This window comes from Marinobacter sp. OP 3.4, assembly GCF_036224885.1.
In the GTDB taxonomy this organism is placed as follows: Bacteria; Pseudomonadota; Gammaproteobacteria; order Pseudomonadales; family Oleiphilaceae; genus Marinobacter.
The window spans coordinates 87,725-101,671 of sequence record NZ_JAVVLT010000125.1; the positions used below are offsets into that span (position 1 = coordinate 87,725).

Genomic DNA, 13,947 nt, shown 5'->3' on the forward strand with positions numbered 1-13,947 from the left:
CTGTCGGGCCGATGTCGGAGGTTGAAAACCAGCAGTTTATCAGGGCGGCTTTGGTGCTGTCAGTGGCACTCATGGCATGATTGGTTAGAATGGCCGTCCCACTCGACCACGGAGCCCCCATGCTGCACGTCGTCTACTCTCTGTGCTATCGGTTGCTGCTGCCTTTTGCCATGGCCTACCTGTGGTGGCAGACCCGCCGCAATGGGGGTAGCAACAAAGGGTGGCAGCAGCGGTTGGGCCTGGTGGCTCCCACGGAGCAGCCGGTAATCTGGGTACATGCGGTTTCCGTGGGCGAAACCATTGCCTCGGCGCCCCTGGTCAAGGCGATCCTGGATCGCCGTCCGGATGTGCCGGTGCTGGTAACGGCCATGACGGCGACCGGCGCCGCCCAGGCCCGGTCCCTGTTTGGTGACCGGGCGCTGTACGCCTATGCCCCCTTTGATACCCCCGGTGCCGTGCGGCGCTTTGTCCGTAGGGTCAAACCCCGGGCCCTGGTGATCATGGAAACCGAGCTCTGGCCCAACCTGATCGTGGAAACCAGTCGCCGGCAGTGCCCGGTGTTCCTGGTCAATGCCAGGTTGTCGGAACGTTCCGCCCGCGGGTACCGGCGAATCGGCGGTTGGGTCCGGTCCCTCCTCGGGCGCCTGGACTGGATCGCGGCCCAGGCGGAGGATGATGCCGCACGGTTCGTGGACATTGGCGCCCGACCGGATTCGGTGTCTGTCACTGGTAGCATCAAGTTTGACGTGACCATCACCGACCAGGTGCGGGTGCGTGCCAATGACCTGAGGCAGGGTATTGGTGCGCGGCCGGTATGGATCGCCGCCAGTACCCATGAGGGGGAGGATGAGCAGCTTCTCGACGCCCATGCCCGGATCCTGGAAACCCTCCCGGAAGCCCTGCTGGTTCTGGTGCCCCGGCATCCGGACCGTTTCGATTCGGTGTCGGCCCTGACTGACAGCCGTGGTTTCTCGCAGGTGCGGCGGTCGTCGGGGGAGCCGGTCGGGGCGGCGCAGGTCTACCTGGGCGATACCATGGGGGAGCTGATGGTGATGTTCGGCGCAGCGGATGTGGCTTTCGTGGGCGGCTCGCTGATCGAGCGGGGCGGACACAATCCGCTGGAGCCGGCGGCCTGGGGCATGCCGGTGGTCACCGGCCCCCATGTGTTCAACTTCGAGACAGTCTACCGCCAACTGGAAACCGGCCAGGGGCTGGTTCGGGTAGGGGGCGAGGCGGATCTTGCTGCGCAGGTGGGTGGCTTGCTGGCCGATGGAGAACGTGCCGCCACCCTGGGGCAGGCAGCCCTGGGGGTGGTGAATGCCAATCGAGGCGCCCTGGACCGGGTGGTCGGGGGCATCCTCGATCGGCTTGACCGGGAGTCTGCGCGGTAGACAGTCGCAGACTCTGATCCCGCCTTTATTGGGTGGGATCGTCGAGGGTCTTGTCCTCGGTGGCCAGTGCCTCGATGCCCGGGGCTGTCTCGCTGAGCCACTTGTTCAGTTCGATAATGTCCTGGGGGCTGAGGGTGCCCGCCGCCTGCTTCAGGCGCAGGGAGTTGACCACGTAGTCGTAACGGGCATTGGCGTAGTCCCTGAGGGCCACGTAGTAGGCCTGTTCCGCGTCCAGCACTTCCACGATATTCCGGGTGCCCACGTCATAGCCGGCCAGGGTGGCGTCCAGTGCGCTGCGGCGTGAGACAATGGTCTGTTTCAGGGCAGAGGCCGTTTCGATATTGGTGTTGATGGTGCGGTACAGGCTGCGGGTGTTGACCCGTACGTCCCGGCGGGTGGTCGCCAGGTTGTTGTCCCGCACATCCACGGTGGCCCGCTGCTGACGGACACCGGCCTGGATACCGCCACCGGCGTAAAGGGGCACATTGAGGCTCAGGCCGATAACGCCTTCGGTGGTGGTGCCCCCCCCCTGCCATGTCAGTGTCGATGCTGTACTGAGCTCTACGTTCTCGAGGCGCTCCCGACCGACTGAGGCAGTCAGCTCTACAGTAGGGTAGTGGCCTGCCTTAGCCTCGTCGAGGTTGGCCTTGCTAGCCTGGAGTTCCCGGATGGCGGTCTGGATCTGCCAGTTCTGTTTCAGGGCCCTGGTTTCCCACTTCTGGGGATCCGCCGGAGTGGGCTGCATCAGCGGGAAGTCCTGCTCCAGGTTCTCGATGTCTTCAGCGTACTCGCCGGTCAGGCGCGAGAGCCGTTCCCGGGCGATATCCAGGTCGTTCTCGGCGGCAATGCGGCGACTGGTGGCGTCGTCGAAGCTGGCACGGGACTCGTAGACATCGGTGATAGCGATCAGGCCCACATCGAAGCGCTCCTGCGCCTGCTCATACTGACGCTCGATCGCGTTCTCGGCGGCTTCCGTGGCGGTGAGGGTGTCGGCCGCACGGAGTACGTTGAAGTAGGCCTCGGCTACATCCAGTATCAGTTGCTGCTGGGCCAGGTTGTACTCGGCCCGTGCAGCTTCGGTCTGGAATTTGGCGGCGTCGTAGGCGAACCAGGCGTCGGCCTGGAACAGCGGCTGGGACAGCTGGACCCCGTAGCTGAAGCTCTTGTAGGAGTTGTCCTGGCTGGGGCCGTCGACGTCATAGTGGTTGGCGTTTCCGTAGGCGCCGATCTGAGGCAGCAGCGCGCTGCGAGTCACGTCCGAACTGGCCTCCTGGGCTTCCAGGGAGGCTGCTGCGGCGGCGATACCGGAGTCGTAGGAGAGGGCCTTCTCGTAGCTCTCCACCAGATCAAGGCCAAGTGCGGCCTGGGTCGTGAAAAGACCGATCAGGCCGCATAGCAATTGCTTTTTCATGTGTTCTCCCAAAGTGTCGCCCCCTCTACCCTGACAGGGCCGGCGATTCATGTGTCTGTAACTTCTGCAGTTACCAAGTAATAAGAGCGGCGGGTCATTATGGACAATAAATCAACGGATCTCTAGACTTGGACCGTGCACTGTTTTTCAGGTGTGCCATTAAAGGTCTGACAGGTTGCCCGGTTGTCCGATAACCGACCTCCGCGTGTTCCTTCAGACCTCCAGAATCGCGTCTTGACGGGGTGCTGGTTCGGCATTGGTATGTCGACCGGCTGAGATTGCAGCGCAGAACCCGCTAACCTGATCCGGCTAGCACCGGCGTAGGGATCCAGGACAGCTCTGAACAGCCATTGCCCGAGTCTCCATTGCTCGGGTTCATGGTGGCTGTTGTGCAGCACCAGCGTCATACGCGGCCCGTGTCACAGGATGAACAAATAAGGGTCCGCATCATGTCAAATGTTCCAACCTTTCTCAGTGAATCCGCCCGTGTTGACGGGGCGGCTATCCAGCCATTGCCCGCGTCCCGCAAGATCTATGTCCAGGGCTCCCGCCCGGACCTGAGAGTACCCATGCGGGAAGTCAAACTGACCGATACCCCGACCGATATGGGGGGCGAGAAGAATCCACCGGTAGTGCTTTATGACACCTCCGGCCCCTATACGGACCCGGAGGCGCGGATTGACCTGCGCAAGGGCCTTCAGCCGCTCCGTGCCGGCTGGATTGCCGAGCGTGGCGATACCGGGCAACTGGCGGATTATTCATCGGAGTTCACCCGCCGTCGCATGAAAGATCCGCAACTGGATCCGCTCAGGTTCATGGACGAGCGCAAGCCGCTGCGGGCAAAGCCGGGCCGCAATGTCTCCCAGATGCATTACGCCCGTCAGGGGATCATCACCCCGGAGATGGAATATATCGCGATCCGGGAGAACATGAAGTTACAGGAGGCGCGGGAAAACGGCCTGGTCGACCAGCAACATCCAGGGCAATCCTTCGGTGCCAACCTGCCTCCGGAAATCACGCCGGAATTCGTCCGGGACGAAGTGGCCCGGGGCCGGGCCATCATCCCCGCCAATATCAACCACCCGGAAACCGAGCCGATGATCATTGGCCGCAACTTCCTGGTGAAGATTAACGGCAACATTGGCAACTCCGCCGTCAGTTCCTCCATCGAAGAGGAGGTGGAAAAGCTGACCTGGGGCATCCGCTGGGGCTCCGATACGGTGATGGACCTGTCCACCGGCAAGAACATACACGAGACTCGGGAGTGGATCATCCGCAACTCGCCGGTCCCCATCGGCACCGTGCCCATCTACCAGGCCCTGGAGAAGGTGGGCGGTGTCGCCGAGGATCTGACCTGGGAGATCTTCCGGGACACGTTGATCGAGCAGGCGGAGCAGGGGGTGGATTACTTCACCATCCATGCCGGTGTACGGCTGCACCATGTGCCCCTGACCGCCAGCCGGACCACCGGTATCGTGTCCCGCGGCGGTTCGATCATGGCCAAGTGGTGCCTGGCCCATCACCGGGAAAGCTTTCTGTACGAGCACTTTGAGGATATCTGCGAGATCATGAAGGCTTACGACGTGTCCTTCAGCCTTGGGGACGGCCTGCGTCCGGGCTCCATTGCCGATGCCAACGATGCGGCTCAGTTCGGTGAACTGGAGACCCTGGGGGAGCTGACGAAGATCGCCTGGAAGCATGATGTCCAGTGCATGATCGAAGGGCCGGGCCATGTGCCCATGCATCTGATCAAGGAGAACATGGACAAGCAGCTGGAGTGCTGCGACGAGGCGCCCTTCTATACACTCGGGCCGCTGATCACGGACATTGCCCCCGGCTACGATCACATCACTTCCGGTATCGGGGCGGCGATGATCGGCTGGTACGGGTGCGCGATGCTGTGTTACGTGACGCCCAAGGAGCACCTGGGGCTGCCCAACAAGGACGATGTGAAGACGGGCATCATCACCTACAAGATCGCGGCCCACGCGGCGGATCTGGCCAAGGGGCATCCGGGTGCGCAGATTCGCGACAATGCCCTGTCCAAGGCGCGGTTCGAGTTCCGGTGGGAGGATCAGTTCAACCTGGGCCTGGATCCGGATACGGCCCGGGCGTTCCACGATGAGACCTTGCCCAAGGAGTCCGCCAAGGTCGCCCACTTCTGTTCCATGTGCGGTCCCAAGTTCTGCTCCATGCAGATTTCCCAGGAGGTTCGGGAATATGCCAGGGAACATGGTCTGGATGATGTGGAGGCGGTGGATGCCGGTATGAAGGAGAAAGCCGAGGAGTTTGTGGCTTCCGGGGCCAAAATTTACGACCGCGTTTAGTTTTTTAGACTGCTGGGTTTGGTGCCTGGGCGACAGGTCGATAACACTTTTCCGGACACGCCCGGCAAGTACGTCCCTGTAGGGCTCGACGAGCGCCGTCCCTGGCGCTCGACGGTCCGGAAAAGTGTTCTCAACCTGTCTCCGTTAAACCTAGAGTTGACGCAGGTTTTATCGCCTCCTCCTGTTGAATCCCCGTAAGATGTATGGAGGAAGGCAGGGTGAGGAAGTTTTTCCGGACCTTCAAAAACATGGACGTTTTTGAAGAGCCTACAGGGATGTATTCACGGCGTGTCCGGAAAAACTTCCTCGCCCTGACTTCCTATGCTCCCAAATCCAAACCACCACAAACCAACTTGCAAAGCAGCAGGCCATCCGGCTATCGTTCCTCATCACGCCCAACGACCCAGACAGCCCGGAAACACCATGACCGAGAAGACGCCAGAACCCTTCCAGTTCAAGGCCAGCGACGTGCAGGTCCACAAGCGGGAAACCGTATTCCAGGGCTTCTTCCGCATGGACAAACTCCTGCTCAGCCACCCCCGCTTTGATGGCGGCACCATGTCCGAGTTTACCCGTGAGCTGTTCGTGCGTGGTGACGCCACCTGCGTGCTGCCCTACGATCCGGTGCGGGACGAAGTCGTGCTGCTGGAGCAGTTCCGCCTGGGGGCTATCGGCCGGGACCAGTCCCCCTGGCTGCTGGAACTGGTGGCCGGCATGAACGAAGAGGGCGAAAAGCCCGAAGAGGTGGCACAACGGGAAGCGGAAGAGGAAGCAGGACTGTCTTTCGACCGTCTTGAAAAAATCTGTGAATACCTCGTATCCCCGGGGGGTACGACGGAAATGGTCTACCTGTATGCCGGCCAGGTGAGCACTGAAAACGCCGGCGGCCTGTTCGGTCTGGACCACGAGCACGAAGACATCCGTGCCCATGTCTTCAGCGCCACAGAAGCCTTCGACATGATTCGTGACGGCCGGGTCAACAACGCCGCTGCCATCATGGCCATCCAGTGGCTGCAGCTGAACCGTGATCGCCTGCGCAGCGAATGGAGTCGCCCATGACGGTCACCACGCTTCGCCGGAACCGGTATGTACCGGATCTGCAACGCCTGGGGGCGCTGTGCGAGGGAAATTACCAGCGTCTGCGTCGCCTGCGCAACCTGGAGACCAACGACAGTGATGTGCTCCAGTTCGACCTGCACCGGGAATCCCATTACCTGGGGCGGGTCAGCATTTCCGTGCTCCAGCAGACCCGCTATACCGAAACCCTGCTGCTCGAGCAGGTCCATAACAGTGGCCGCTGGCTGAACAACCCGGAACTCACAGTCAGGGTTTACCACGATGCCAGCATGGCCGAGGTGATCAGTTTTTACGGCAATCGCCAGATCGCCGCTGTCAATGATTACCCCAATCGCTTCATGCACCATCCGGACGAGAAGGTCCAGCTCAATGGTTTCGTGGCGGACTGGCTGGACTATTGCCTGCGGTTCGGTCATGTCACGCCGGAGCGTAGCCAGTGGCGCCATTCGGATGGTGTGGAAGGGTGATAAACTCATCTTCTTCGTAAACTATTGTAAAACGTCCTGTCCCGTTACCCCCGACTTGTGACTGATGTTTAAGTTGTGTGCGTAAAATCCGTCTAGTATCTACACCATTGGTAGATGGATGAATAACGCAATGCCAGCACTTGAACACAGGTCACCCGTAACGGTCAGCCCCGCCAATGGCCGGGCCGCCCGGGTGCTTCAGATTACCGACCCGCATCTGATGGCTGATACGGACGGCACCCTGCTGGGGGTTCGTACCCGTGAGAGCCTGGACGCCGTGGTGCAGTGCGCGCGGACCCGGTATGGTCATCCGGACCTGCTGCTGGCGACCGGTGACCTGGCCCAGGACGCCTCCGAGACCGCCTACCGGGAATTTGCCCGTCAGGTGTCCGTGTTTGGCTGCCCGGAGAGCTGGGTGGCCGGAAACCATGATGACAGCGAGCTCCTGACCCGGGTTGCCGAGCGCTATAACGCTGCCGGGCGCCATCTGCTGATTGGTCAGTGGCAGGTGATCATGCTGGACTCATCGGTGAAAGGGCAGGTGTACGGCTACCTGGAGCCGGAGGAACTGGCGTTCCTGGAAGACGCGCTGGCGTCTTATCCCGGGCGACCGGCGCTGGTCAGTCTGCACCATCACCCGATTGAGATCGGGACCCAGTGGATGAATGCCATCGGCCTGAGCAACCGTGACGATTTCTGGCGGGTCATTGATCGCTTCGATAACGTCCGGGCGGTGCTCTGGGGGCACATCCACCAGGATCTGGATCTGTACCGGGGGGATGTCCGATTGCTCGCGACACCATCCACCTGCATCCAGTTTGAGGCCGGGTCCACCGATTTCTCGGTGGAACGACTGGCGCCGGGGTTCCGCTGGCTGGATCTGCGCAGCGATGGCACTATCCAGACCGGCGTGGAGCGCGCTACGGATTTCCGCTACGAACTGGACACCGACAGCACCGGTTACTGAACCCGTCCATGATGGTCCGCGCCGATCGCTAAAGGCTCTCCACAAGGCTAGTGGCTCCGGGTAGACTGTCTATCTTTTCAGTCAACACATCAGGCAGATTCCATGACATCCCCAGGAACCGGCCCCGTAGTGGTCTATCTCCACGGTTTTAACAGCTCCCCGAAATCCCGGAAGGTCTCGGAACTCCGCGCCCTCCTGCCGGAACTGGCGCCGGAGGCGGAGCTGGTGGTACCGGACCTGGGGTTCGACCCGCAGCGGGCGCTGGAAAGGGCCGTCGAGGCCGTGGCATCGGCGGGTGACCGGCCTGTCGGGCTTATCGGCAGTTCCATGGGGGGGTTCTTTGCCTCCGTGGTGTCGGCCCGTATGGGCATCAGGGCTGCCCTGATCAATCCGGCAGCCTGGCCCCACCGCCTGCTGCAGGATCACCTGGGACCACAGTACAATCCCTATACCGGTGAGCATTACGAGCTGACCACCGACCATACGTCTACCCTTGAAGCGATGGAACCCGGCGAGCGCGCGGAGGACGACAGGCTGTTCATCCTTGTGCAGACCGCCGACGAAACCCTCGACTACCGGGAGGCCCTGGCCAAGCACCCGGGGGCGAGGACCTGGATCCAGCCCGGTGGCGATCACCGTTTTCAGCGGTTCGAACGGGTGGTGCCGGCGATTCTGGCGTTCCTGTTTCAGCGTGGTTTCCGGTAAACTGCGGCAAATTCTCCAGCCATGGACAAGTGATATGAGTGAAATACCTGCCGATCTCAAGTACATCGAGACTCACCAGTGGGTCAGGGTGGCGGATGACGGTACGGCGACCGTCGGCATTACCGATTTTGCCCAGGAACAGCTTGGTGACGTGGTCTATATCGGTCTTCCGGAAGTGGGTGACACCGTGACCGGCGGTGAGGAAGCCGGGGTGGCCGAGTCGGTCAAGTCTGCTTCCGATGTGTTCAGTCCGGTAACGGGCGAGGTCACCGAGATTAACGATGCCCTGGAAGACGAGCCGGAAAAGGTCAACGAGGACCCTTATGGCGAAGGTTGGCTGTACCGGGTCAAGCTTGCCGACAAGGGCGAACTTGATGGACTGATGGATGCGGCCGCCTACGGCGATCTGCTGGCCGATGCGTAAGGTCGGCGCCTGATGGACTTTCCCGTACTTTATCTGCGCAAGGGCGCTGAACGCAGGCTCAGGGCCGGGCATCTCTGGGTCTACAGCAATGAGGTGGACACCCGCCGCTCGCCCCTGGCTGACTTCGAGGCCGGCGGCCAGGCGCAATTGCGAGCGGCCAATGACAAGCCCCTGGGCACGGTGTTCGTGAATCCCCATGCGCTTATCTGCGGTCGCCTGATCAGTCGTAATGCCAGCAGCGGTATGACACCGAAGCGTCTGGCGGATCGGCTGGAGGCTGCCCTCAGGCTGCGCGAAAGGGTGTTTGCCGAACCCTGGTACCGCTGGGTGTATGGTGACGGGGATGGCCTGTCGGGACTGGTGATCGACCGGTTTGACGATGTCGTCGTGGTACAGATTTCCACCGCCGGCATGGAGACCATGAGAGAGTCCATCGTGCGGGCCGTCCAGCGTCTGGCGCACCCCAGGGCCATCATTCTCAAGAACGATGGCAAGATGCGGTCGGTGGAGGGGCTCGACTCCTACGTGGAACAGGTGGATGGCGAACCGGTTGACACCCTGCAGGTGCGAGAAAACGGCGTTCGCTTCGAGGTGCCGCTCGCCGGTGGCCAGAAGACCGGGTGGTTCTACGACCACCGGATGAACCGGGCACGGCTGCAGCAGTACAGCCGTGGTTGCCGGGTGCTGGATGTGTTCAGCTATGCCGGCGGCTGGGGACTGCAGGCCGCTGCGGGTGGGGCCGAATCAGTGACCTGTGTGGACAGCTCAGGCCAGGCCCTGGATGCGGTCCACCATAACGCCGCCCTGAACGGTTTTGGTGCCGTGGAAACCCTGGAAGGGGACGCCTTTGGCGTACTCAAGGACCTGTGCGACGAGAAACGGAAATTCGATATTGTGGTCCTGGACCCGCCGGCACTGATCCCCCGCCGCCGTGACCAGAAGGCCGGCGAGCAGGCCTACGCACGCCTCAACCAGTTGGCGTTGCGCCTGCTTGAGAGGGACGGACTGCTGGTATCCGCCTCCTGCTCCATGCATCTGTCCCGTGACAAGCTGGTGGATATCATCCGGGGCAGTGCCCGCAAGGTCGATCGTTTCGTGCAGTTGCTGGAGCAGGGCTACCAGGGGCCGGACCATCCCATGGTGCCGGGCATTCCGGAAACCGACTATCTCAAGGCCTGCTTTGTGCGGTCGCTGACGGAATTTTTGTAGACCTCTCCCGGTTTGCACAGAGCAGCCCCCTCTCCCTTGACGGGAGAGGGCTGGGGAGAGGGTGGAGAGGCCAGCACTATGCGTCCGGATCATGGCGCCCTGCGGGCGCTCCCCCTCTCCTTGGCCCTCTCCCTCGCTGGGGAGAGGGGATGTATGCCGCCGCTCGGCCACTAATCCCTTAACGACATCACCGTCCAACCCTGCTCCCTCGCATACTGCTCCAGTGTCGGATCCGGATCCACCGCCACCGGGTTGTCTACCAGCCGTAGCAGTGGCAGGTCATTGTGGCTGTCGCTATAGAACCAGGCGCCATCCAGGGTGGCGTCGTTGTCCTTCAGCCACTGCTGCAGCCGTAGCACCTTGCCGTCCTGGAAGCTGGGTATCCCGGTAATATCGCCGGTGTAACGGCCATCCTGGATCTCCGGTTCCGTGGCAATCAGGTGCTCGATGCCCATGGCTTCGGCGATGGGGCCGGTGACGAAACGGTTGGTGGCGGTAATAATCATCAGGGTATGACCCAGGCTGCGGTGGTGCTCCAGCAGTTGGTCTGCCTTTGCCTGGTATAGGGGACGCACCCGGCTGTCCATGAAGGCCTTGCGCCAGGCCGTCACTTCGTCGGGGTCGCGATTCGCGATGGGTGACAGGGCAAAGCGCTGGTAGCGCTGGATATCCAGTTCACCATTCAGGTAGTCCTGATAGAACTGATCGTTCTGTTGCCGGTGGTGTTCAGGGTCGACAAGTTCGGCGTCCACCAGGAATTCCCCCCAGGCGTGGTCGCTGTCGCCCGCCAGCAGCGTGTTGTCCAGGTCAAAGATGGCCAGGGTCAAGGGTTGTCTCCTCAGAATGTATTTTTAGGGGCGATTCTAACATGCTGAAAAGAGTGCCGGCTTCGTTTGCCGACCCGTAGGCTTTCTGTAAGAATGGAGCCAATCTGGAATAAAAGTCCCTGAACATCGGGGCAGGGAGTCCGCACAACAGTGACCATGCGGATTTCACGTAACGAACTTTGATACAGGACTGTGCCGTGATTGATTCAGACGGTTTCAGACCCAACGTCGGAATCATTCTGGCCAACCATAAGGGCGAAGTGCTGTGGGCAAGGAGAATCGGACAGGACTCCTGGCAGTTTCCACAAGGTGGCATCAAGCACGATGAATCACCCGAACAGGCTCTCTACCGGGAGCTGGCCGAGGAAATCGGCCTGAGTGCGGATGATGTGGAAATCATCAGCTGCACTCGCGGCTGGCTGCGTTACCGCCTGCCGCGCCGGATGGTGAGGCAGAATTCACGACCCGTTTGCGTTGGTCAGAAACAGAAATGGTTCCTTCTGAGGATGCTTTCCCCGGATGCCTCCGTGCGGGTTGACCACACGGATTCGCCGGAATTCGATGGCTGGCAATGGGTCAGCTACTGGTACCCGCTGGGCCAGGTGGTGTCTTTCAAGCGGGAGGTATACCGGCGGGCCCTGAGGGAACTGGCTCCCCGGCTGTTCAGTATTGTCGACCAATGGCAGCGGGCCGAAGAAGCGCCGCGCCGGCAGGACCCACAACAATGATGGATTGACGCCCACTATGCTCGGTACCTTGCGAAGTATTGTTCAGGAAGTAAACGGCGCCCGCGATCTGCAGGAGTCGCTGGACATTATCGTTTCGCGGGTACAGGCCGCCATGAACACCGAGGTGTGTTCCGTCTATCTGCTGGATCCGGCGTCCAATCGCTACATTCTCATGGCCACCGAGGGCCTTCACAAGAAGGCGGTGGGCAAGGTCAGCCTGGGCCATTCCGAGGGGCTGGTGGGCCTGGTGGGGTCCCGGGAGGAGCCTATCAACCTGGAGGATGCCCCCTCTCACCCCCGTTACCGCTATTTTCCGGAAACCGGCGAGGAACGCTTCCGGTCATTCCTGGGGGTGCCGATTATTCACCACCGTCGGGTATTGGGCGTTCTGGTGGTCCAGCAACGGGAAGCTTCCCGGAATTTCGATGAGGGCGAGGAAGCCTTCCTGGTGACCGTATCGGCGCAGCTGGCCGGCGTGATTGCCCACAGTGAGGCCACCGGGGCCATCAGTGGTCTGTCACTGACCGGCGAAGAAGCCCGGGACGTGTCCTTCAACGGGGTACCCGGAGCACCGGGCGTCGCCATCGGCGCTGGTGTGGTGGTGTACCCGCCGGCGGATCTGGACGCCGTCCCGGAGAAAACCACCAACGACCCCGATGGCGAGCTGGCGGCATTCCAGGAGGCGGTAAAGGCCGTCCAGGAAGATATCCAGAAGGTGTCCGAGCGACTGTCCGACAAGCTCCGCCCGGAGGAGCAGGCCCTGTTCGACGTCTACCTGCGGATGCTGGGGGAGAATGCCCTGCCCGGCGAGGTGGCTAACCGCATCCGCAACGACGGCCTCTGGTCCCAGGGGGCCCTGAAACAGGTGGTCAACCAGTATGTGCGTCACTTCGAGATGATGGACGACCACTATCTGCGGGAGCGGGCCGTTGATATCCGTGATCTGGGGCGCCGCATTCTTTCACACCTGCAGGAAGGTGATACCCGCGAGGTTGACTACCCGGAAAGGACGGTGCTGGTCAGTGAGGAACTGACCCCGGCCATGCTGGGGGAGGTGCCGCGGGGCAGGCTGGTAGGGCTGGTTTCTGTCAAGGGTTCCAGTAATTCCCATGTTGCCATCCTGGCCCGTGCCATGGGTGTACCCACGGTCATGGGGCTGGTGGACATCCCGGTTAACCAGCTCGACGGCAGGGAACTGATTGTCGATGGTTTTGAAGGGCAAATCTTTGCCTCTCCCTCCGCCGAGCTTCGCAACTACTACCAGGAAATCTGTGACGAGGAAGATGAACTGTTCCGGGGGCTTGAGGCTTTGCGGGACAAGCCCTGCGTCACCACCGACGGTCACCGTGTGTCGCTGCTGGTGAACACCGGCCTGATGACGGACGTGGTCCGCTCCCTGAGCCATGGTGCGGAAGGCATTGGCCTGTACCGGACGGAAGTGCCTTTCATGATCAAGGAGCGCTTTCCCTCCGAGCAGGAGCAGCGGGAATACTACCGGGAACAGCTTGAGGCGTTCGCCCCCAACCCGGTGACCATGCGCACCCTGGATATCGGCGGCGACAAGGCGCTGAGTTATTTCCCCATCAACGAGGAAAACCCCTTCCTGGGCTGGCGGGGGATCCGGATCAGCCTGGACCATCCGGAGATTTTCCTGGTGCAGGTGCGCGCCATGCTCAAGGCCAGCGAGGGGTTCAACAACCTGCAGATCATGCTCCCCATGATCAGCAACATTTCCGAGGTGGAGGAGTCGCTCCACCTGATCTACCGGGTCTACCACGAGGTTCGGGAGGAAGGCTACCAGATCCACATGCCCCGTGTAGGGGTCATGATCGAGGTGCCGGCGGCGGTATACCAGGTGCGGGAGTTGGCCGAACGGGTGGATTTCCTGTCCGTGGGCTCCAACGACCTCACCCAGTACCTGCTGGCGGTGGATCGTAACAATCCCCGTGTGGCCCAGCTCTACCATTCCTACCACCCTGCCGTTTTGCAGGCCCTGGTGCGGATCGCCCAGGATGCCCATTCGGTGGGCAAGCCGGTGACCATCTGTGGTGAGCTTGCCGGTGACCCGGGTGGCGCCCTGCTGTTGATGGCCATGGGGTATGACGCCCTCTCCATGAACGCCGCCAGTCTGCCCAAGGTCAAGTCTGTGATCCGCAGTATCAGCCGCGAGTGGGCCGCCCAGTTGCTCGAGGATGTGCTCCTGCTGGATTCTCCTCATGTTATCAAAAGCTGTGTGGACCTCGCCTTGCGCAGTGCCGGTTTTGCCCGCTACCTGAGGCCCAGTCGCACATCGGTGCCGGTGACCACCTATGAGGGCGCCCGCTGAGCCGTTACACGGCTTGCTTTTATGCCCCGGTTATTTTTGGTTCATCGCGCTTTACCGGGAAACGCTGCTTTTATCTTCAGGAAGAAGT

General features: G+C 61.4%; 12 protein-coding genes and 1 riboswitch. Of the genes, 10 read left to right on the forward strand and 2 right to left on the reverse strand.

All coding sequences use genetic code 11. The annotated features are described in order from the left end of the window. Positions 1-119: 119 nt before the first annotated feature. Positions 120-1,391, forward strand: a complete 1,272-nt coding sequence (gene waaA / locus RO069_RS22005; RefSeq protein WP_328190398.1) for a lipid IV(A) 3-deoxy-D-manno-octulosonic acid transferase — start codon at positions 120-122, stop codon at positions 1,389-1,391. 25 nt (positions 1,392-1,416) lie between these two features. On the opposite strand, the gene RO069_RS22010 is transcribed toward waaA, so the two are convergent. Next, positions 1,417-2,802: a TolC family outer membrane protein gene (locus RO069_RS22010; RefSeq protein WP_328190400.1), complete on the reverse strand. Its 1,386-nt coding sequence runs from the start codon at positions 2,800-2,802 to the stop codon at positions 1,417-1,419. A gap of 228 nt (positions 2,803-3,030) precedes the next feature. Then, positions 3,031-3,146: riboswitch (TPP riboswitch) on the forward strand. 105 nt (positions 3,147-3,251) lie between these two features. On the opposite strand from RO069_RS22010, the gene thiC reads away from it, so the two are divergent. From thiC to RO069_RS22045, 7 genes are all read left to right on the forward strand, one after another. After that, positions 3,252-5,129 carry a phosphomethylpyrimidine synthase ThiC gene (gene thiC, locus RO069_RS22015; RefSeq protein WP_328190402.1) on the forward strand — a complete coding sequence of 626 codons (1,878 nt, stop codon included), beginning with the start codon at positions 3,252-3,254 and terminating at the stop codon, positions 5,127-5,129. Between the two features lie 423 nt (positions 5,130-5,552). Continuing rightward, the gene (locus tag RO069_RS22020; RefSeq protein ID WP_328190404.1) at positions 5,553-6,188 is read left to right on the forward strand and encodes an NUDIX domain-containing protein; all 636 of its coding nucleotides are present in this window, start codon (positions 5,553-5,555) and stop codon (positions 6,186-6,188) included. Continuing rightward, positions 6,185-6,673 carry a DUF1249 domain-containing protein gene (locus RO069_RS22025; RefSeq protein WP_328190406.1) on the forward strand — a complete coding sequence of 163 codons (489 nt, stop codon included), beginning with the start codon at positions 6,185-6,187 and terminating at the stop codon, positions 6,671-6,673. Before RO069_RS22020 ends, RO069_RS22025 begins: the two co-directional genes overlap by 4 nt. A 130-nt stretch (positions 6,674-6,803) precedes the next feature. After that, a complete protein-coding gene (gene cpdA / locus RO069_RS22030) occupies positions 6,804-7,640 on the forward strand; it encodes a 3',5'-cyclic-AMP phosphodiesterase (protein WP_328190408.1) in 837 nt (278 codons plus the stop codon). 102 nt (positions 7,641-7,742) lie between these two features. Then, positions 7,743-8,345, forward strand: coding sequence for a YqiA/YcfP family alpha/beta fold hydrolase (locus RO069_RS22035; protein ID WP_328190409.1), 603 nt, complete (start codon positions 7,743-7,745; stop codon positions 8,343-8,345). Between the two features lie 34 nt (positions 8,346-8,379). Continuing rightward, complete coding sequence (gene gcvH / locus RO069_RS22040; RefSeq protein WP_328190410.1) at positions 8,380-8,769, forward strand: glycine cleavage system protein GcvH; 390 nt, start codon at positions 8,380-8,382, stop codon at positions 8,767-8,769. Between the two features lie 12 nt (positions 8,770-8,781). Beyond that, positions 8,782-9,978: a class I SAM-dependent rRNA methyltransferase gene (locus RO069_RS22045; protein ID WP_328190412.1), complete on the forward strand. Its 1,197-nt coding sequence runs from the start codon at positions 8,782-8,784 to the stop codon at positions 9,976-9,978. A 170-nt stretch (positions 9,979-10,148) separates the two neighbouring features. On the opposite strand, the gene RO069_RS22050 is transcribed toward RO069_RS22045, so the two are convergent. Next, complete coding sequence (locus RO069_RS22050; RefSeq protein ID WP_328190413.1) at positions 10,149-10,805, reverse strand: HAD family hydrolase; 657 nt, start codon at positions 10,803-10,805, stop codon at positions 10,149-10,151. Positions 10,806-11,002: 197 nt separating this feature from the next. Here RO069_RS22050 and RO069_RS22055 point away from each other — a divergent pair, with 197 nt between their 5' ends. Continuing rightward, positions 11,003-11,533 carry an RNA pyrophosphohydrolase gene (locus RO069_RS22055; RefSeq protein WP_328190414.1) on the forward strand — a complete coding sequence of 177 codons (531 nt, stop codon included), beginning with the start codon at positions 11,003-11,005 and terminating at the stop codon, positions 11,531-11,533. A gap of 16 nt (positions 11,534-11,549) precedes the next feature. After that, positions 11,550-13,859, forward strand: a complete 2,310-nt coding sequence (gene ptsP, locus RO069_RS22060; RefSeq protein WP_328190416.1) for a phosphoenolpyruvate--protein phosphotransferase — start codon at positions 11,550-11,552, stop codon at positions 13,857-13,859. The last annotated feature ends 88 nt before the right edge of the window (positions 13,860-13,947 follow it).